Origin of the sequence: Mycobacterium yunnanensis (genome assembly GCF_025823185.1) — a bacterium.
GTDB classification, from domain to species: Bacteria; Actinomycetota; Actinomycetes; order Mycobacteriales; family Mycobacteriaceae; genus Mycobacterium; species Mycobacterium yunnanensis.
This window is the reverse complement of the sequence record NZ_JACKVK010000002.1, coordinates 85,661-104,051: the sequence shown is the minus strand read 5'-3', so window position 1 is coordinate 104,051 and position 18,391 is coordinate 85,661. Positions and strand designations below refer to the sequence as shown.

Sequence of the window (18,391 nt, the reverse complement as noted above, 5' to 3'; positions counted from 1 at the left end):
GTCATTCCTCACTGCGGCTGTGGTCGGCGGCGCGTCGCCACCGATCCAAGAAGTCGGCGGCACGTTCGTCGGACCACACCGGCTCGAAGGTGCGCTCCGGTGTCCAGGTGCCGACGACGTCGGTGGGGCTCAGCGCCGGATCGAGTGCGAGCCGGGCACAGGCTGCGGCCCCCAGCGGGGTGGCGTGGGCCGACGGGTACACCTCGACCGGCATCCGGGCGAGGTCGGCTTGAGCCTGCATGAGCGCCGCCGAGCGGGTCAGTCCCCCGTCGACCCGCAGCCGCGTCAGGGGTTGCCCGAGGTCTCGTCCGACCAACTCGGCGAGGCAGGCGACCTGGGCGGCGATGCCCTCCACCAAAGCGCGCACCACGTGACCGCGGCTACTCCCGAGCGTCATGCCCGTGATGGTGGCGGTGGCGCTGGCGTCCCACCACGGGGCCGCCAGTCCGGCAAGCGCCGGCACGCACAGCACACCGGCGGAGTCGGTGGCAGCGACCGCGTCGAGCTGGTCGGCCGCAGGCAGCAGACCGAGGTCGACGGCCCACCGCACGGCCGAGGCCGCCGTGTAGACCTGACCGTCCGCGCAATACGACGTGCGACCGCGCAGCGTCCAGGCGACCGAGGTGGTGAGTCCCGCCGTCGAGCGAACGGCGTCGTCGCCGAGTTGGGCGAGGAGGAACGCGCCGGTGCCGAAGGTGCACTTCGCCGCGCCAGGGTCCAGACAACTCTCGGCGAGCAGGGCAGCCTGCTGATCCACGACGAGACCGGTGACGGGTATCGGCGCACCGCCGAATGCGGTTGTCTCACCGATGATCTCGTCGCAGTGGACGATCCCCGGTAGCTGCTCGTCAGCCAAGCCGAACAGCTCGAGCAGCTCCTCGCTCCACGTCGCCGAGTCCAGGTCGAGCAGCAACGACCTGCTGGCGGTCGAGGTGTCGGTGACGAACGCACCGCACAGCCGGTGCACCAGCCAGGTGTCGGTGGTCGTGACGACCCCCTCGCGGGTCAGGTTGGCCCGGATCCACGCCATCTTCGGGGCGGAGAAGTAGGGGTCGAGCACCAGGCCGGTCCTACGGGCGACGTCCTCGGCCGACGCGAGCAGTCCCCCGCAGACCGTCTCCGCACGGCGGTCCTGCCAAACGATCGCCGGGGTGAGTGGCCGACCCGTCGCGCGGTTCCAGGCGAGCACGGTCTCGCCCTGGTTGGCCAGCGCCACGGCGTCGACGCGAACCCCCGCAAGCGTCAGCGCGCGACGTCCCGCCTCGACCACCGACTCCCACAGCGCCTCAGGATCCTGCTCGACGCCGCCGCCGGGAAGGTAGGCGGGACGCAGCGCGACCTCCGCGATGGACACCACGTGCCCGGCGCCGTCGACGACGATCGCCTTGGTACCCGAGGTGCCCTGATCGACGGCCAGCACGTGGGTCATGGCCGGTGTGCGCCCGCCTCGTGGTCGAGCTCCGCGTCGATCGAGTGCTGATCGGGCATGGCCAGGCCGTGCCGCCCGCGGCGGGCAAGCAGGGAGCCGAGGTATGCCGCACCGATCACGACCATCACGATGACATAGAGCCAGGCGTCGGCGAAGCTGGCGTCGCGGAAGAGAGCGAGTTCGAAGACCAGCCACACCACCGCGACCACCAAGATCGGCTTCTCCCAGGCGCCCAGGTCGAACTTGCCGTTCACGGGAAGGTCCTTGCGCTTGACCAGATACAGCACGACGGTGGCGGCGTAGATGATGGCGGGTAGCAGCGTGGCGGCGCCGAACAAGGTGAACAGCGCGTCCTCGGACTGCGAGAAGATGGCGAGGATGAGTTCGGCCAGCACGACGAACAGCACGGTCGCCCGCAGCGGTGTGTGAAGACGCGGCGAGACCTGACTCCACTGCTGCCACCCCGGGAAGCGCTCGTCGCGGGACATGGCCCACGTCAAGCGAACTCCCGTCATCATGATGACCAGCCCGCAGGCGAAGATGGCGATGACGACCATGAGGAGCAGCAGGGTGCTCACCGCCGAACCGAGGGTGCGCTGGATGACGTCGGCGATCGGGGTGCCGGACTCGGCGAGAGCAACGGGATCACCTGCGGCCAGCGTCACGGCGACGAGGAATACGAAACCCAATATCCCGGAGGCGAGTACGGCCTGGCACATCGCCCGCGGCACGACGCGCTCCGGATCATTGGTCTCCTCCGCAAGGTTGGCCGCGGACTCGAAGCCGACGATGGTGAAGGCGCCGAGGAGGAAGCCCAACATCCACGGACCGGCCGAGGTCCAATCGCCGAAACTCCAGAAACCATCCGGCGCAACGGCTCCCTTGCTGAAGAGGTTGGCTCCGTCCATGTCACCGCGGACGGCGGCGACCACAAGCAGCAGCACCGTCAGGGCCACCATGCCGACGAGTTCGAGCGACACCGCCCCGTTGTTCACGCGTTCGGTCCACTTGGTGGACGACGCCAACAGCACCGCCTGCAGCAGGAGGACGAGCGCGGTGACCCCCCAGGTGACGGCCGGGGTGCCCTCGTAGTCGAGCAGCACGGGCAGCACGGTCGAGGCGATCGTGTAGTCGACCGCGACGACGACGATGGCCAGGAAGGTGAAGGAGATCCACCCGATGATCCAGCCCAGGATCGGGTTGGCCAGCCGCGACATCCATTGGTAGGCATAGCCGGTGACGGGCATCCGCGAGGCGATGGTGCCCAGGACGAATGCCACGGCAAGCTGGCCGACCACCGCGATGGGCCACGTCCAGATCCCGACCGGACCCGAGGAGTTCAGCACCGCACCGTAGGTGGTGAAGATGCCGGTCGCTATGGATACGAAGGCGAACGCCACCGCGAAGGACGCGAACTTGCCGGTGTGGCGCTCCATCGACTGCGTGTATCCGAACTGGGCCAGTTCGGCTTCGTCACCCCCTCGGAGGCTTGGCTGCTTATCGGTCATCGGGCTCCCTCGGGTGGTATAGACCATGTGGTTGAACCAAAGTATGGGAGTGGGTCCACCTGCCGTCAACCCCGGACATCGACTCGTAACACGCCGCTGGACTAGACCACGTGGTTCCTTCACCGAGGGCAGGGGAGATACCCTGCAGTGGTGACGGCCCCGAGGGACGAGCGGACGCCGTCGACCACCCCGCGCTACATCTCGATCGCCGCCCATGTGAGGGATCGCATCCTCGTCGACCAGCTAGGACCACACACCCTGCTGCCGTCGGAACGCGAGCTCGCAGAACTCCACCGGGTCAGCCGAATGACCGCACGGCAGGCGCTGTCACTGCTGGAGAACGAAGGCGTGGTCTACCGACGGCCACCGCGCGGCACGTTCGTCGCCGAACCCCGAGTGCGTTTCCACATCGGCAGTTTCTCCGAGGAGGTGTCCCGACTGGGCCGCCACCCGGCAGCGAAGCTGCTGTGGGCCGAACACCAAGAGCCCACGCCCTCGGTCAAGCTGGCGCTCGATCTCGACGACGGGGCGACGGTGCACGTGTTCCATCGTCTGCGGACCGTCGACGACGTGCCCTTCGCACTCGAGACGACGTTCCTGCCCGCCGATCTGACCCCTGGCATCCTCGACCTCGCCGACGGGGGATCGCTCTGGGCGACGCTACGGGACCGGTACGGCGTCGACCTGAGCCGTTCGACGGCAGTGCTGGAATCGATCGTCCTCGACGATTCCTCCAGCGCCCAGCTCAACGTCCGACCGGGCTCGGCGGGCACCCTGCTCACCAGGACGACGTTTGGCGCCGGCGGTCGACGGGTGGAATTCGCCCGCGACGTCTACCGCGCCGACCGCGCGTCCTTCGAGGTGTCGGTCGACCTTTCTGATAGGCGATAGGGGTCAGGCCGATCGGCCGGCGCGCAGCATGTCATCGCGCGGCACGACCTTGATGCGCTCGCGACCCTGCTCCGCCCCGAGGGCGATCTCGTGGGCGTCGAGCCGCTCCCACTCGGCCCACGTCGTGTAGTCGACGCCACGGCCGGCGAGGTGAGCGAGGATCGCGTCGGGATCGGTGATTTCGGCGGGCGCGATTCCCGGCAGGTCGGTCAACAGGCTCGTCACGGTCTCGGCGGCGTCGGACTTGGTGTGCCCGATGAGACCAATGGGTCCTCGCTTGATCCAGCCGGTCACGTACGCGCCATCCATCATGACGCCGTCCATGTCGAGCACCCGTCCCTTGTCGTGGGGCACCACGCCGGCGGCATGGTCGAATGGCAGGTCCGCCAGGTGCGACGAGCGATACCCGACCGCGCGGTAGACCGCCTCCACCGGCGTGTCGACGAATTCGCCTGTTCCCCGGACGGTTCCGTCGCCAACCAGCTCCGTGCGCTCGGTCCGCAACCCCTCGACGCGGTCCGTGCCCAGAATCGCGACCGGCGCCTGGCAGAGGTGGATGTGAATGCGGTGCGGTGCGCCGGTCGGCTCCTTCTCCAGGTAGCGCATCAACGTGTCGACGACCAGTTTGGTCGACTTGCTCTTGCCGATCGCGGCCTGGCTGGCCTCGTCGATCTCGAAACCCTCGGGATGCACGATGACGTCGATGCTCGGCGAATGGGATAGCTCACGGAATTCCATTGGGGTGAACTTGATTTGGGCCGGACCGCGGCGTGCGAAGACGTGCACGTCGGTGGCCTGGTTGAGGGCTAGCCCGCGATACACGTTGCCGGGTATCTCCGTCGCGAGTTGTTCGTCAGCCGGTTTCGCGAGCACCCTGGCGATGTCGAGTGCGACGTTGCCCGCTCCGAGGACGGCGACGTTCTTCGCCGTCAGCGGCCAATCCCGCGGGACGTCGGGATGGCCGTCGTACCAGGACACGAAATCCGCAGCACCGTAACTGCCGGGGAGGTCGACGCCGGGGATGTCCAGCCATCGATCGGCACGCGCGCCGGTGGAGAAGATGACCGCGTCATAGAAGTGCCGCAGATCCGACAGCTTGACGTCGGTGCCGTAGTGCACGTTGCCGAGGAAACGGATGCCGTCACGGGAGAGCACCCGACGCAGGGCCTTGACGATCTCCTTGATGCGCGGATGGTCGGGGGCCACGCCATAGCGCACCAACCCATACGGTGCGGGGAGCCGATCGAAGACGTCGACCTGCGCACCCGGATAGTCGTTCACCAGGGTGTCGGCGGCATAGATGCCCGCCGGTCCAGCACCGAAGACTGCGACCCGTATCCGTCTCATGCCCCACCTTCCACGTTTAGGTTAGGCAACCCTAAACATGGCCCGCGTGGCTTGTCAGACCTACCTGTCGAGATCCCCGTCACACGAGGTCGAAGCAGCCGTGTAGCGCCGTCGTCAGGTAGTCGAACCCACGCCGAACGGCGGACGCGCCGATGACGGCGTAACCGTCTTCGCAGCTCTCGTCGAAACCGTTGGTGTACACGATGGTTGGCCGCGGCGGGCCATCCGGGTCGACGAGGGACAGGTAACCGGGCATCGACCCGCCCTGATACGGGATGCTCACCGCACCGAGCAGCGCGTCGCCGCGGACGGTGCTCGCTGGGTCATACCTCGATCGTGTCGTGCCGGCCGGCCGGCGTCGACGACGCCTGCCCCACCCGAACTACCGGCTAGCAGGTATCGACCCGGTGTCTAGTCTCGAGGAATGTCAGAACCCAGTCGCGTCACGGCCGAACTGATCGTCGAGTGCCTGGAGAACGAGGGCGTCACCCACGTCTTCGGCATTCCCGGCGAGGAGAACATCAGGCTGGTCGACGCGCTCTCGAGATCGTCGATCGAGTACGTGCTCACCCGGCACGAGCAGGGTGCGTCGTTCATGGCCGAGGTCTACGGCCGGCTGACCGGTAAGGCCGGGGTTTGCTCGGCGACGTTGGGACCCGGGGCGATCAACCTGCTACTCGGGGTCGCCGACGCCACCACCAATTCGACTCCGGTGCTTGCACTCTCGGCGCAGGTCGGCATGCGGCGAAGCTACAAGGAGTCCCATCAGGGTGTCGACCTGGTGTCGATGTTCGCGCCGGTGACCAAGTGGTCGGCACTGGTGGCCACCCCGGGTGCCGTGCCGGAGATGGTGCGCAAGGCCTTCAAGCTCGCCCAGACCGAACGGCCCGGGGCGGTGTATCTCGCCGTGCCGGAGGACGTGGAATCCGCCGACGCACCGGCGGGGGCGGTTCCGCTGCGGGTCAACGTGCCGCGCCCCGACGACCCCTCGGCCACCCAGATCGCCCGGGCCGCGAAGATCCTGCGGACCGCCCGAAACCCCGTCGTCCTGGCCGGGCACGGGGCCGCCCGCACCGATGCCTCCGCGGCGGTGCGCCGCTTCGCCGAGACCCTCGCCATCCCGGTGGCCACCACGTTCCACGGCAAGGGCGTCATGCCCGACGACCATCCGCTGGCGCTGGGCGCCGTCGGCTTCATGCGCCACGACTACGTGAACTTCGGCTTCGACCAGGCCGACGTGATCGTCGCCGCCGGCTACGAACTCCAAGAGTTCGACCCAGTACGCATCAACCCTCGGGGTGACACGAAGATCATTCACGTACACCGGTTTCCGGCCGAGGTCGACGCGCACTACGACGTGGCCGTGGGGCTGCACGCCGACATCGGGCGCTGCCTCGACGAGTTGGCCGCCGCCGCCGTGACCCGCGACCATCCGCCCACCTCGGGTCAGGAGCGCATCAGGGAGTTGCTCACCCGCGAACTCGACAATGGCCGGAGCGACGACAGGTTCCCCCTGGCCCCGGCCCGCATCGTCGCCGACACCCGGGCTGCGCTGGGTCGCGAGGACGTCGTCCTCGTCGACACCGGCGCGCTGAAGATGTGGATGGCGCGGTTGTACCCGACCTACGAGCCCAACACATGCCTCATCTCCAACGGTCTGTCCACCATGGCGTGGACGTTGCCCGGCGCGATCGCCGCGAAGATCGCCCGGCCCGAGGCCAAGGTGCTGGTGGCCACCGGTGATGGCTCGTTCCTGATGAACTCCCAGGAGATCGAGACCGCGCTGCGCGTCGGCACTCCGATCGTGATCCTGATCTGGGTCGACGACGCCTACGGGTTGATCAGCTGGAAGATGGACCTCGAGATCGGCCACAACGTCGACACCGGTTTCACCAACCCCGACTTCGTCGCCTATGCGGAATCGTTCGGCGCCAAGGGATATCGCATCGGCTCGGCAGACGAGCTGCTGCCGACCCTGCGGGAGGCGCTGGCGGCCGACACGGTGAGCGTCATCGCCTGCCCCGTGGACTACAGCGTCAACAGCGCGCTCATCGAGTCGTTGGGAGAACTGGACGAGTCTTGGTCATGACGGTGCGCACCAGGTAGCAGACGGCGCTGACCAGGTAGAAGCCCGCCACCAGCAGCAGCCACCGCGACAGGAACGGTTCCTGGGTCAGGCCGGTGGCGGCGGTGTAGGTGAACGCGCCCTGCTCGACGATGCCGGGGAGGAACAGGACGAACGTCAATCCCGCTGCGAGGGTGGGTATTCGAACGTAGTTGACGATCGGCACCCGACGCTCTTCGGGCGCGTCCCGACGGCGCTTGGGCAACAACCGGTCGGCGAGTGCGTAGAGCGGAAACAGGATGAGATCGTGGCCGATGACGGCCACCGCAAACCACACCGCGATCGACTGCCACCACACGCGGGGGTTGAACAACTGATCGACCCCCAACACGGAGATCGTGTAGGCGCCCAGCGCCAGGGCGGCCAGCAGCACGATCAGGTGCAGCACGTGGTCGCCGTAGAGTCGCCTGAAGACGGTCATCACACCTCCCGGAATTCGATCGAGGCAACCCACTTGGTGCAGTGCACCCCGGGCAACGCCGGCACGATGATCCGGGCCGGGTAGCCGTGATCCAATGACAGGTCCGCGCCGTTGACCCGAAATGCCAGCAGCGCATCAGGATTGAGCACCTGGTTGCGCTGCAGCCGGGCGTGGTTGAATGCGCCGAACCGCTCCAGAGACGAGACCACCGCCGACCCTGGCGTCGGCCGACCCGCGGCGGCGGCCAGATCGGCGAGCCGCACGCCGGTCCAGGTCTCGACCGTCGACCAGCCCTCCACGCACGCGATCGGAAGCTTGACGGTGTGTTGGGGCATGGCGGCCAGGGCGGCGCGGTCCAGCACCACCGGCTGTGGGCCGCCAAGCAATTGAAGACGCCACCGGTCACCGGTCAGGGCCGGGTCGATGCGGGCACTCGCGGCCGTGCGGTTGATCTGAAAGTCGTTGGGGCCGTCGCCGTAGCTGCGGCCGCGCGGTAGGAGGATGGCGAACTGCCGGGTCCAGCCGCCAATGGTCTGTCCGGCGGTCAGCACCGCCACCAACACCGCGCCACCGCCGACGACGGCGAGGACGCCGCGGCGGCTCAGCGTCGGTGGGTCCGGGTCGGGCGCCACCAACCCGTCCTCGTCGAGCGATTCGGGAACGGTGTCGGCCCGGGTGGTGCGCAGCTCGGCGACGAGCGAGCGGGAGCGCAAACTCCGAATCATCTTCGGCAGCTTGATCGCAACGTGCGAGACGAAGCCCGCGATGAACACCCACGCCCCGAAGTAGTGTGCGGTGTAGAAGCTGAACCCGAAGATGTAGTCGTATTGAATGTTCAGCACGCCGGTGACGATTTCGAACAGCACGCCGCCGACGATCATCAACAGCGAGATGCGTTCGAGCACGCTGGCCAGGGACCTTGCCGGGGGCCATGTGAACAACCGCGGGATCACCGACCACAGCTTGGCGAGCACCAATGGGATCATGATCAACCCGAGCCCGACGTGTAGCCCCTGGGTCAACCGGTACAACCACGACGGGTGGCTCGGCCAGTCGAAGGACGGCAGCTTCAGCCAGCCCACGTCGAACGGAATGGCCTGCCCGAACTTCGGGCCGTAGGCGATGTAGGACAGCAGGCCCGTGACGATGACGATCGGCAGGACGACCAGCAGCGCCGAGGCGAAGACCGACGTCAGCCACGGGCCGCGCAGGGGGCTGCGCCATCGGATGCGGGACAACCCCGGCGGGGGATGGTCCTCGAGCATCCGCCAAAGCGCGGCGGGAAACCCGTGACGGGGTCGGTCGGGATCGTCCACGTCTACCCATTCGTTGCAGTGGTCGGAGTGGATGTCGTCGGTGACTCCGCGGGCCTAGTGTTACCTCGTTCCCGATGCGTTACACGGCATTGACCGATGACCCCGCGATCTCGGCGGCCAGTGTCATCAGGAGGTCGACGACGGCGGCAACCGCCGGGCGGGTGGTTGCACCGGCGCGGGTCACGGCCTCGATGCGTCGTGCGGCCCGCACCCCGCTCAGCGGCTTGCGCACCAGATCCCGCACCCCCAAGGCGTACCGCGGCATGAGGGCTATTCCCACTTCGGCCAGCACGAGTTCCTCGACGACGCGGAAGTCGTTGACGCGTTGTACTATTCGTGGGGTCATCCCCGAGACTGCGGCCAGCGAGCGCATGACGTCGTCGAGCACCAGCCCGCCCTCGACCCCGACCCACGACTCGTCGGCCAACTCGGACAGCGCCACCTCGTCGTGGTCGGCCAGCCGGTGTCCCGGGGGCAGGAGTACGTCGAAGGGTTCACGCAAGAGCACCGCGGTGTCCAGGCGGGGGCTCAGTTCGCCCGTGTCGCGCGCGTCGCGATGCACGACGACGACGTCGGCGTCGGCCAGGAGGGTGGGCGCGTTCGCCGCGGGCTGGTCCACGTCGCGGCCCTGCACCTCCACGCCGAGGGCGGCGGCGCGAGTGATGAGCCCGGCAAGGAACATCGCCGCGCCCGAGGGGAACATGACCACCCTGACGGTTCCGCGGGGCGTCGTGCGGTAGCCGTCCATGTCGGCGTGCGCGCGGTCCAGGGCCGCGAGCACCTCGTCGGTGCGGCTGACCAGGGTCCTTCCGGCGTCGGTCAGCCGGATCCGTCGACCGTCGGGCTCCAGCAGCGGCACGCCTGCCTCGCGCTGCAGGATCTTCAGCTGCTGGGAGACCGCGGACGGGGTGAGTGACATCGCCCGGGCCGCCGCGTGGACCGTGCCGCGTTCGGCGAGCTCCCGCAGCAGGCGCAGCCGCTGGACGTCCATGTAGTGATCCTACGCATTACAGTCAATTTGTTTCGCTTGTCTACATTGATGATTCCTCGCACTCTGGACGCCGTGATGCCCGACTCGAACCGCCGCGCCGTCGACCTGTCCCTGCTGGCGGTCGCCGCCGTGTGGGGGTCCAGCTACCTGGCCGCCAAGGATTCCGTCGACCCCGAAGGCGTATTCGCCTTCCTGGCAATCAGATTCGGCATCGCCACCGCCGGCCTCGCCGCCTTCCTGGCGCCACGGTTGCGAGGGCTGACACGCACCGAGCTCGCATCGGGTTCGACGTTCGGGGCCATCCTCGCCGTCGTCCTCACCCTCGAGACGTTCGGCGTCACCCGGACCACCGCGGCCAACGCCGGCTTGATCATCTCGCTGACGATGGTGATCACGCCGCTGCTCGACCGACGCGCCGGGGCCGCTCCCCTGCCGGCCGCCTTCTACGGGGCTGCGTCGATCGCAGTGCTGGGCGTCGGGCTGCTGACGCAGAACGGAGGGTTCGCCTCACCAAGCCTCGGCGACCTGTTGATGTTGCTGGCCGCCGTGGCACGTTCGATCCACGTGACCGTGATCTCGAGGGTGTCCAGCGTGCGACCACTCGACCTAGGTCGGGTGACACTGGTTCAAATGGTCACTGCCCTGGCCGTTTTCGTGGGCCTCTCGTCGTGCACCGGCCGCGGCATCGGCGAGGTGGTCGGCCAGATGACCGTGCGCTCCTGGGTACTGGTGAGCTACCTGGCGCTGGCGTGCACCGTCTTCGCCTTCGTCGTCCAGATGTGGGCGGCGCGCCGCACCTCTGCGGCCCGCGTCGGCGTACTCCTGGGCACCGAGCCGCTGTGGGCTGCCGCCGTCGGGGTCCTGGTGGCCGGTGATCCGGTGACGGTGGTGGGCGTGATCGGCGCCGGGCTGATCCTGGCGGGCACTCAGCTGGCCAAGGTCGTCGAGTCTCGCGGGGCAGTGGCCGTCGTCGGGCGGCAGCGCCAGGGAATCGCGCGGGCGGGCACGGGGTTGGTCAGATCATGTCGAAGATGACCAGCACCGAACGCGAGAACTACCTGGCCGATCTGCACGTGGGGGTCATCGCCGTCGAACGCCCCGATCGCGCACCGTTGTCCGTTCCGATCTGGTACGCCTACGAGCCCGGCGGCGAGGTCGTCGTCTCCAGCCTGGCGGGTTCGCTCAAGGCTCGCCTCGTCACCGCTGCCAGGCGCTTCTCGATCACCGTTCAGGATGAGACGTTCCCGTATCGCTACGTGACCGCAGACGGTCCGGTGGTCTCGATCGAGACAGCCGACGACGCCACCGCGAGAGCGATCGCCGTGCGATATCTCGGTGAGGAGGGCGGCAACGCGTTCACCGAGTCGTTCGCGAGGGACCATCCCGACGCCGAGTCGCTCCTGTTTCGGATGCGACCCGAACACTGGCTCAGCGTCGACTACTCCAAGGAATCTCAACAGGCATGACGGAGGCTGTCGGGCTGGACGACGTGGCGGTCTTCGTCGCGGTAGCAGAATGCGGAAGTTTCGTCGGAGCCGCACGACAGCTCGGGATGCCGCAAAGCTCGGTAAGCCGGCGGGTCGCGGCATTGGAGAAGCAGGTCGGCGCGGTGCTACTGCGGCGGACGACGCGGTCGCTCAGTTTGACGTCCGAAGGACAGCGCATGGTCGAATCGTGCGCCTCGCCGGTCGCGCAGATCCGGGCTTCCCTCGAGGAAATCGGTACGGCGTCGTCGGGCGCGAGCGATTCGCTTTCGATTGCCGTCTCGCCCTATATCTGCCCCGACGAGTTTCGCGCGTGGGTGTCGGACTTCGGTTGTGAGCGACCGGACATTCAGCTCAACCTCACGGTGAACGGAAATGAGGCCGACTTCTTCACCGATGGCATCGATTTGGCCATTCAACTCGGACCACCACGACGGCAAGGCCTCGTGTCGGTCAAACTATATGACGTCCCATTCCGTCTCGTCGTCTCCAAGGAAATGCTTCGCCAAAGGCCCGAGCTCGCAGACCTCGTGAACCCCGAGCAGTTGCGCGAGCATGTGTGCGCGACGATCCTGCCAATCGACAGCTGGCCCTTCGTATCCCGGGACGGTGAACAACGCCGGATAACCCCGACCAAGCTTGCAGCGTCATCGAATGATCCCTGGGTTGCGGTGAACGCCGTCAGCCGAGGGCGAGGCGTCGGTTTCCTACCAGAAGCATTGATCGACGACAGCTTTGCCGTGATCGACATCGCCGGTTGGACGCCCGTTCCTTCTTCCGTCCACGCCGTCTTCCCCGAACGTGTGCGCAATACGCCAAAGGTCCGGTCTGCGCTGGAGAGTGTGCGGCGCCGCGGAACCGAGGCGCATTCGCTTTGATCCGCTAGTGGATATGTGTCATCCGAAAGAGCCAATTGTGGCGAGGTGACATCCACGCAAAACTCATTGCGTACCAACGACAGTGAGGCATCATCGATGAAGGCAGCAGTACTTGGAGCGACCGGCTTCACCGGTCGGCTGGTAGCGGCAGAGTTGTTTCGCCGTGACGTCGACGCGGTCCTGCTCGGCCGCGACGAGAAGGCGCTGTCCGCAATGGACGGGGCTCGAGACGTCAGGGTCGTTAGCCTGGTCGACCCGTCGTCGCTCGTCGGCGCTCTTCGCGGCTGCGACGTGGTGATCAGCTGCGTCGCGCCGTTCACTCTGCTCGGCGGGCCGATCGTGGAGGCGGCAATCGCCGCTTCGTGCAACTACGTCGACGTCACCGGCGAGCAGCGCTGGGTGCGGCGGGTCTACGACGAATTCGGTCCGCGAGCCGCGGCGGCCGGCGTCACCCTGATGTCAGCCGCAACCGATGACGGCGTCCCGGGCGACCTCGTTGCCGGGCTCGTCGCGAAGCGCCTCGTCGACGTGGACACGCTGCGCGTGCATCACGGCATGTTCGACGCAGGCATTTCGCGGGGAACGATGCTCTCGTTTGGCCACATGGCAGCGTCGCCGCCGCTGGCGTGGCACGACGGTGAGTGGCGCGAGACCGACTCGGGCGCCCGTGAAGCGGTCGACTTTCCGCACGACGGTGAGCAGCCGTCCTGGGCTCTCCCCGGGCCGGAACTCATCATGCTCCAGCGCCACGCCGCCGCCCGCACGATCGAGGCCACGATGAACGTGGACCTCGTCGCGGCGGTGTCGTCCCTTGACGACGACGTGATCGCCGCGGCACCGGCCGGACCGTCGGATGAGGAACGGAGCGCGTCTCGCTTCACCATCCTCGCCGAGGCGCGCGCGTCGGACGGAACCACGGCGCGGGGCCACGTATCGGGAAGCGACCCCTACGGCTCCACCGCACTGATCGCCGTCGAGGCCGCGACGCGTCTCGGAGCGCGCGGTGCGCCGGTGGGAGCGGTGCCACCGTCGCTCGCCTTCGAGCCCGTCGAATTCCTCGACGCCCTGACGCCGTTCGGGATCAAGTGGCAGTTGGGGAATTGACGGCTACTTCGCCGTGAGCATCACGTACTGGGCGGACAGCTGCTGGTGGACGTCGGCCAGCTGGCTGCTGCGGGCCTCGATGGCGTAGCGACCTGCCGGGGCTACGCAGTAGAACGCCTGCGGCAGCGCATAGCAGTGACTGTCGGGCAGAGCCGTGACCGTATCGGCGGTCGCCATTCCGCTGGAGGTCATCTCCTGGCTGAACGCGTTGGTGATCATGACCGCAGCGCCGTCGTCCTTGGTTTGGTAGACGTTGGTACTGCCCATCGCGACCTCGGTGGTTCCGGTGTCGGAGAACAACTGTGCGCTGCCCACCGGGTTGGTCTGGAAGTGCTCGGCACCCCGGGTGGCGTACACCGCGTTCTTGGCGGGTTCGGGCGCTGCCGCGGGCAACGTCTTGGCCAGCAGCCCGGTGGGATCGAGCGGGACGGCAGCTAGGTCGGCGGCGGGGGTGAAGCCGTCGATGGCCTTCCCCTGGGCTTCGATCATCTTGCCCGTCAACGCCGTTGCGCGGTCCGGGCCGTCGACCGCTTGGACGAAGTGCATGAACACGTACGGACCACGAGGAGTGAACGACCGCACGGTGGCTCTGGGCTTCGTGGCCCCGTTCGGGGTGAAGGGATAGGTCGACGCGACGGCGTCGGGATGGCCGGGGATGGCCACCGCCGTCGGGGTGACGCCCTTGATTGCCTGTCGTATCGCGGCCTCGCCCATCGCCGCACTGGCCGCCGTCGCCGCCGCGGGATCGGGGAACCGAAGCACGGCGTTCACCATCGCTTCCTGGCCGGCCTCCTTGCCGTCCCCGGTCTTGGAGCTCTCGCGGGCAGAGGCGAATCCGTTGATCATTCCGTTCTGCGCCGCCGCAGCGGCAATGCCCTCCGGCCCGAGTTGCTTGAGGACGCTGGCCGAGTTCAGCACGTAGTAGGTGTTGAGGTACGTGCCGATCAGCGCGTCGTCGACGTCCCATGGGCCGAGCACGAAGTCGGCCATGTGCTGGGCGTCCACCGTGGCCCCGAGCGCCGGATTGCCCGAGAGCCCAAGCGGCGGGCGGGGCACCGTCGGATACCCGCCGACGTCCAACAGCGAGGGGCTGACGACTGGTCGCGGCGCCGAGGTGGTGCTCGCAGTGCTGGTGCCCGGTGACGCCGCCGGTGCGTTGCCATCACCCGAGCCTCCACCCGAGCCCCCGCAGGCGACCAGCACCAGTGCGCAGGCGCCGGCGGCGCCCACCTTCAGGCCGCGTTCCATGATGTCCCCCCGTCGTCACCCGCGAAGACACCAACCTAGTTCCCGGTCGACCGGCGATGCGGACTTTGGCCGCGAAACGCCGCGCGTCGGCTACGTCGCCAGGACGCCGAGCAGTTTGAGGTCCGACACGTACTTGTCGGCGAAGTCCCGGGTGAGGTGCGGAACGTCCTGGTCCGCACCGATCTTCGCGTCGCGTACCGCCGCCAGGAACACCTCGGCCGGGGCCAGCGAGCCGAGAACCGGCGCCTCCGGTCTGCGGTAGGCGTGCAGCAACGGCAGCACCGACTGCTGGCGCTGCCGTTCGGGCAGCGCGCGCAGGGCGGTCTCGAAGCGCCGGAACCACTCGTCGTAGTCGTCGATGCGGTTGACGGCTTGTCCGGAGTCGACCAGCCAGTCGACGAACACGTCCAGCGAGACGCCGTCGTCGTGCGGATTCATCACGTCGACGGATCGGAATCCCGTCGTCGTCTCGGCGCCGAGCGTCGTGACGGCCTCGGCGACGAAGTCCACCGGCAACCCGTCGTAGTGCGCGCGCTGTCGGTGGCCGCCGGCGTCGCGGGTGTAGAACGACGCCGGTGCCAGTCCGGTGGCCAGCACGCTGAAGATCAAGCGGGTGAACATGTCTGGGACGTTGAGCTGCCCCGCGAGGCTGCGGTGCCCGAGGATCATGCCCGACCGGAACACCGACACGGGCAGCCCGCAGAGATCGTGGGCCTCCCGCAGCAGCACCTCGCCCGCCCACTTGCTGTTGCCGTACCCGTTGGCGTAGGAATCGTCGACCGGGCGCTCGGGACTGACGGTCCTGATGTCGCCGTCCTCCTCGAAGCGAGCCGGGTCGACGGTCATCGCCACCGACACGGTGGAGACGTATGCGACGGGCTTGCGCCGCGCGGTGATGGCCAAGCGGATCACCTCGGCGGTGCCGACGACGTTGGGGCCGAACAGCTGCGCGTAGGGCAGGACGTGGTTGACCAGTGCGGCCGGGTGCACGACGAGGTCGACCTGGTCGGCGAGTCGCTGCCAGGCATCCTGGTCGAGCCCGAACCGCGGCTGCGCGACGTCGCCGACGATCACCACGAGATGGTCCTTCGCCAGCCGGCGGAACCGGTCGAGCAGCGTCGAATCTCCGCCGTCGAAGACCGACTCCAACCGGGCCCGCGCCGAGGTGACGTCGTTCCCACGGACCAGGCAGACGAGCGTCCCACCGACGGCCGACAGCCGCTCCAACCACTCGAGGGCGAGGAACTTGCCGAGGTAGCCGTTGGCGCCGGTGAGCAGCACGGTCCTCGGTTCGTCGGTCGACACCGCTGGGAGCTCGGCGGCATTCGACAAGAGCTCGGCAGGCAGGAACGCCTGCAGGGTCAGGTCCGAGGCGCGAACCACCGTGGCACCGGCGCCGTGGACGCTGGCGAACGTCGCGCCGGCAGACCCACCGGACCGCTCGCGCTCCACGTGCGCCGCGACGTCGGCGAGCGTCGTGGTGGGACCGATGATGACGCCCACCGGAGTCTCGACGCCGAACACGTCGTGAAGCAGGTTGGAGAACGTCAGCGCCGACAGCGAGTCACCGCCAAGATCGAGGAACCTGTCGGCGGGTTCCGGTGCCGCCCCCGAGATGCCCAGCAGCGCTTGGGCGGCTTGCATCACGGAGTCGACGACGGACTGGTGGGCCGCTGCCTCGAGCAGGGCCCTCAGTTCGTCGGACCGCGCGTCGTCGAGATCGGCGTACAGCTGCTCCAGCGCGTCCCCGTAGCGCTCCTTGAGTCTGGGCCGCAACAACTTTCCGACACCCGAGAGCAGACCGTCGTCGGCGCTGAACGGACGCTCCTCGACCAGGACGTCGACGGGTACTTCGTAGGACTGAAGTTCGGCCTCGTGTGCGGTCCGGGAAAGCGACTGCAGCAGCGCGGCCTTCAGTCCGGCAGGGTCGCCAACGAAGCGGGCGAGTGCGTCGTCGGTGGGCACGACGACCGCAAGGAGTGCCGCGCGTTCACTGTTGCCGTAGACGAAGATCTGACGGACGTGGGCGGCGCCGGCGTAGACGGCCTCGAGATTGGCCACGGCGACGAATTCGCCTTGGGAGAGCTTGATGACGTTGTTGCGCCGGTCGACGTAGACGAGGTGGTCAGGAGCGATCTCCGCCATCACGTCACCGGTGCGGTAGTAGCCGTCGGCGTCGAAGACCTCCGCCGTCACCTCGGGTCGCTTGTAGTACCCGGGCGTCGCGCCGTTGCTCTTGACCAACAGTTCGCCGCGCGGGTAGGGCCGGTCGGTGTGGAAGTAGCCGAGTTCCGGTACGTCGACCAGCTTGTAGTCGATCACCAAGGGCCGCACGATGATTCCGTCGGTGGTGACCGCGCCGATCTCGGTCAGGCCGTAGGCGTCGGTCAGGTTGGCCTCGAGGCAGGACTCGATGAAGGTCCGCATCTCCGTGGACAGCGGCGCGGTACTGACGAAACCGCCCAGCACCCGGCCGCCGAAGACGTGTTCGCGCAATTCGGACTTGGCGAGGGTGTCGGCCGTCGCGTCGTCGACGCCGTTGGACACCAGCCGCTCGACGCTCTGCTGGTAGCGCTGAAAGAGCATGTCGACCACCCGGGGCACCAGTCCGACGTCGGTGGGCCGCACCAGCGACCAATCCTCGAACAGCGTCGACAGGTCGCTCTCGGGCACGAAGAAACTGGTACCCCCCGCTTGAAAGGCCGACGAGAGCGGGATCCGGCCGCCCAGATGGTTCAGGGGCATGAAGTTGACGTTGACGACCGGGGCACCCGGCGCCTTGAGCGGCAGCGTCCACAGCGTGGCGACCATCTTCTCGGTCCACATCGCGCCCTTCGGCGTTCCCGTGCTTCCCGAGGTGTAGAGGATCATCGCGAGCCGGTCCGGGTCGGCGCCGGTGAAGGGCGGCGTCGGCTGCAGTGCCCGTCCCCGCTCGACGGTGTCGCCGAGTGTCTCGACCACGACGTCCATCCCCGCGGCGTTGAGGCGAGCCGCAGCGGCCTCGAGGCGGTCACGGTCGCCGTCGGCGTCGGCCGAGTAGTCGAATACGACCAAGCGGCGTAGCGAGGCGCTGCCCAGCGCCGATTCCACGGCAAGGTCGAGGTAGGCGGCGCTGACGGCCAGGACCACCGGATCGGCCTCGGCGAGGATCGGCTGCAGGCGCGACGCCGGTGCGTTGTGCTGCAGAGGTATGGCGACCAAGCCCAGGTAGCCGCAGACGAGGTCGACCGTCAGGTAGTCGCCGCTCGCGAAGCCGATGGTGGCGACGAAGTCACCGGGGCGAACCGGCGCCTGGTCGGCCTGAGTCCACGCGCTCGCCACGGCGGTGACGTCGGACCACAGCTCCCGGTAGGTGATGGTCTCGAACTCCGGTCGCAACACCGTCGACCGGTGACCGGTGTCCGGGTCGGTCACGACGGAGCGGGCGCGGCTTCCGATGGCGGGGCGGTCGCCATATCCCTCGACGAGGGTCACGAGCACCTCGGGAAGCCGCAGACCTGGCTCGCGGGCGGCCGCGACCACGTCGGGCAGCGGTACGGCGGCAGCGATCTGAGGGTCCCCGTCGACGAGCGCTGCGGTCCGGTCGTCTGTCACGGTGCGGGGGGTCGAGTCGACGGTCATCGCTGCCTCATCTTCGAAGGTCACCCGC

General features: G+C 68.0%; 15 protein-coding genes. 6 read left to right on the top strand and 9 right to left on the bottom strand.

Annotated elements, in window-relative coordinates; translation table 11 throughout:
• Nucleotide 1: 1 nt before the first annotated feature.
• The gene (locus H7K45_RS03295) at nt 2-1,429 is read right to left on the bottom strand and encodes an FGGY family carbohydrate kinase (protein WP_263994341.1); all 1,428 of its coding nucleotides are present in this window, start codon (nt 1,427-1,429) and stop codon (nt 2-4) included.
• A complete protein-coding gene (locus H7K45_RS03290; RefSeq protein WP_263994340.1) occupies nt 1,426-2,937 on the bottom strand; it encodes an APC family permease in 1,512 nt (503 codons plus the stop codon). The genes H7K45_RS03295 and H7K45_RS03290 overlap by 4 nt, the downstream gene beginning before the upstream one ends.
• Nucleotides 2,938-3,087: 150 nt before the next feature.
• On the opposite strand from H7K45_RS03290, the gene H7K45_RS03285 reads away from it, so the two are divergent.
• The gene (locus H7K45_RS03285; RefSeq protein WP_263994339.1) at nt 3,088-3,828 is read left to right on the top strand and encodes a GntR family transcriptional regulator; all 741 of its coding nucleotides are present in this window, start codon (nt 3,088-3,090) and stop codon (nt 3,826-3,828) included.
• A gap of 3 nt (nt 3,829-3,831) precedes the next feature.
• On the opposite strand, the gene H7K45_RS03280 is transcribed toward H7K45_RS03285, so the two are convergent.
• Both H7K45_RS03280 and H7K45_RS03275 read right to left on the bottom strand, forming a co-directional pair.
• Nucleotides 3,832-5,175 (bottom strand): FAD-dependent oxidoreductase, encoded by a 1,344-nt coding sequence (locus tag H7K45_RS03280; RefSeq protein WP_263994338.1) that lies wholly within the window; start codon nt 5,173-5,175, stop codon nt 3,832-3,834.
• 79 nt (nt 5,176-5,254) lie between these two features.
• Nucleotides 5,255-5,458: an alpha/beta hydrolase gene (locus H7K45_RS03275; protein WP_263994337.1), complete on the bottom strand. Its 204-nt coding sequence runs from the start codon at nt 5,456-5,458 to the stop codon at nt 5,255-5,257.
• 141 nt (nt 5,459-5,599) lie between these two features.
• On the opposite strand from H7K45_RS03275, the gene H7K45_RS03270 reads away from it, so the two are divergent.
• Complete coding sequence (locus H7K45_RS03270) at nt 5,600-7,264, top strand: acetolactate synthase large subunit (RefSeq protein WP_263994336.1); 1,665 nt, start codon at nt 5,600-5,602, stop codon at nt 7,262-7,264.
• Here H7K45_RS03270 and H7K45_RS03265 read toward each other — a convergent pair.
• The 3 genes from H7K45_RS03265 to H7K45_RS03255 form a co-directional block, all read right to left on the bottom strand.
• Nucleotides 7,224-7,721, bottom strand: coding sequence for a hypothetical protein (locus H7K45_RS03265; protein ID WP_263994335.1), 498 nt, complete (start codon nt 7,719-7,721; stop codon nt 7,224-7,226). The genes H7K45_RS03270 and H7K45_RS03265 overlap by 41 nt on opposite strands.
• Complete coding sequence (locus H7K45_RS03260) at nt 7,721-8,986, bottom strand: molybdopterin-dependent oxidoreductase (protein WP_263994420.1); 1,266 nt, start codon at nt 8,984-8,986, stop codon at nt 7,721-7,723. Before H7K45_RS03260 ends, H7K45_RS03265 begins: the two co-directional genes overlap by 1 nt.
• A gap of 130 nt (nt 8,987-9,116) precedes the next feature.
• The gene (locus H7K45_RS03255) at nt 9,117-10,028 is read right to left on the bottom strand and encodes a LysR family transcriptional regulator (protein WP_263994334.1); all 912 of its coding nucleotides are present in this window, start codon (nt 10,026-10,028) and stop codon (nt 9,117-9,119) included.
• Nucleotides 10,029-10,076: 48 nt separating this feature from the next.
• On the opposite strand from H7K45_RS03255, the gene H7K45_RS03250 reads away from it, so the two are divergent.
• From H7K45_RS03250 to H7K45_RS03235, 4 genes are all read left to right on the top strand, one after another.
• Complete coding sequence (locus H7K45_RS03250) at nt 10,077-11,063, top strand: DMT family transporter (protein ID WP_263994333.1); 987 nt, start codon at nt 10,077-10,079, stop codon at nt 11,061-11,063.
• Nucleotides 11,051-11,494 carry a pyridoxamine 5'-phosphate oxidase family protein gene (locus tag H7K45_RS03245; protein ID WP_263994332.1) on the top strand — a complete coding sequence of 148 codons (444 nt, stop codon included), beginning with the start codon at nt 11,051-11,053 and terminating at the stop codon, nt 11,492-11,494. Before H7K45_RS03250 ends, H7K45_RS03245 begins: the two co-directional genes overlap by 13 nt.
• Nucleotides 11,491-12,390: a LysR family transcriptional regulator gene (locus H7K45_RS03240; RefSeq protein WP_263994331.1), complete on the top strand. Its 900-nt coding sequence runs from the start codon at nt 11,491-11,493 to the stop codon at nt 12,388-12,390. Before H7K45_RS03245 ends, H7K45_RS03240 begins: the two co-directional genes overlap by 4 nt.
• Before the next feature lie 96 nt (nt 12,391-12,486).
• Nucleotides 12,487-13,494, top strand: coding sequence for a saccharopine dehydrogenase family protein (locus H7K45_RS03235; RefSeq protein WP_263994330.1), 1,008 nt, complete (start codon nt 12,487-12,489; stop codon nt 13,492-13,494).
• A 3-nt stretch (nt 13,495-13,497) separates the two neighbouring features.
• Here the strand turns inward: H7K45_RS03235 and H7K45_RS03230 are convergent, their stop codons facing one another.
• Both H7K45_RS03230 and car read right to left on the bottom strand, forming a co-directional pair.
• Nucleotides 13,498-14,742 (bottom strand): DUF7373 family lipoprotein, encoded by a 1,245-nt coding sequence (locus H7K45_RS03230; RefSeq protein ID WP_263994329.1) that lies wholly within the window; start codon nt 14,740-14,742, stop codon nt 13,498-13,500.
• A gap of 90 nt (nt 14,743-14,832) precedes the next feature.
• Complete coding sequence (gene car, locus H7K45_RS03225) at nt 14,833-18,363, bottom strand: carboxylic acid reductase (RefSeq protein WP_263994328.1); 3,531 nt, start codon at nt 18,361-18,363, stop codon at nt 14,833-14,835.
• Nucleotides 18,364-18,391 lie beyond the last annotated feature (28 nt).

Bases quoted from the DNA above. Each gene is read 5' to 3' on its own strand.
- H7K45_RS03255 (WP_263994334.1), bottom strand. From the start codon at position 10,028: ATGGACGTCCAGCGGCTGCGCCTGCTGCGGGAGCTCGCCGAACGCGGC.
- H7K45_RS03230 (WP_263994329.1), bottom strand. From the start codon at position 14,742: ATGGAACGCGGCCTGAAGGTGGGCGCCGCCGGCGCCTGCGCACTGGTG.
- H7K45_RS03235 (WP_263994330.1), top strand. From the start codon at position 12,487: ATGAAGGCAGCAGTACTTGGAGCGACCGGCTTCACCGGTCGGCTGGTA.
- H7K45_RS03260 (WP_263994420.1), bottom strand. From the start codon at position 8,986: ATGCTCGAGGACCATCCCCCGCCGGGGTTGTCCCGCATCCGATGGCGC.
- car (WP_263994328.1), bottom strand. From the start codon at position 18,363: ATGACCGTCGACTCGACCCCCCGCACCGTGACAGACGACCGGACCGCA.
- H7K45_RS03270 (WP_263994336.1), top strand. From the start codon at position 5,600: ATGTCAGAACCCAGTCGCGTCACGGCCGAACTGATCGTCGAGTGCCTG.
- H7K45_RS03250 (WP_263994333.1), top strand. From the start codon at position 10,077: ATGATTCCTCGCACTCTGGACGCCGTGATGCCCGACTCGAACCGCCGC.
- H7K45_RS03280 (WP_263994338.1), bottom strand. From the start codon at position 5,175: ATGAGACGGATACGGGTCGCAGTCTTCGGTGCTGGACCGGCGGGCATC.
- H7K45_RS03295 (WP_263994341.1), bottom strand. From the start codon at position 1,429: ATGACCCACGTGCTGGCCGTCGATCAGGGCACCTCGGGTACCAAGGCG.
- H7K45_RS03245 (WP_263994332.1), top strand. From the start codon at position 11,051: ATGTCGAAGATGACCAGCACCGAACGCGAGAACTACCTGGCCGATCTG.
- H7K45_RS03240 (WP_263994331.1), top strand. From the start codon at position 11,491: ATGACGGAGGCTGTCGGGCTGGACGACGTGGCGGTCTTCGTCGCGGTA.
- H7K45_RS03290 (WP_263994340.1), bottom strand. From the start codon at position 2,937: ATGACCGATAAGCAGCCAAGCCTCCGAGGGGGTGACGAAGCCGAACTG.
- H7K45_RS03265 (WP_263994335.1), bottom strand. From the start codon at position 7,721: ATGACCGTCTTCAGGCGACTCTACGGCGACCACGTGCTGCACCTGATC.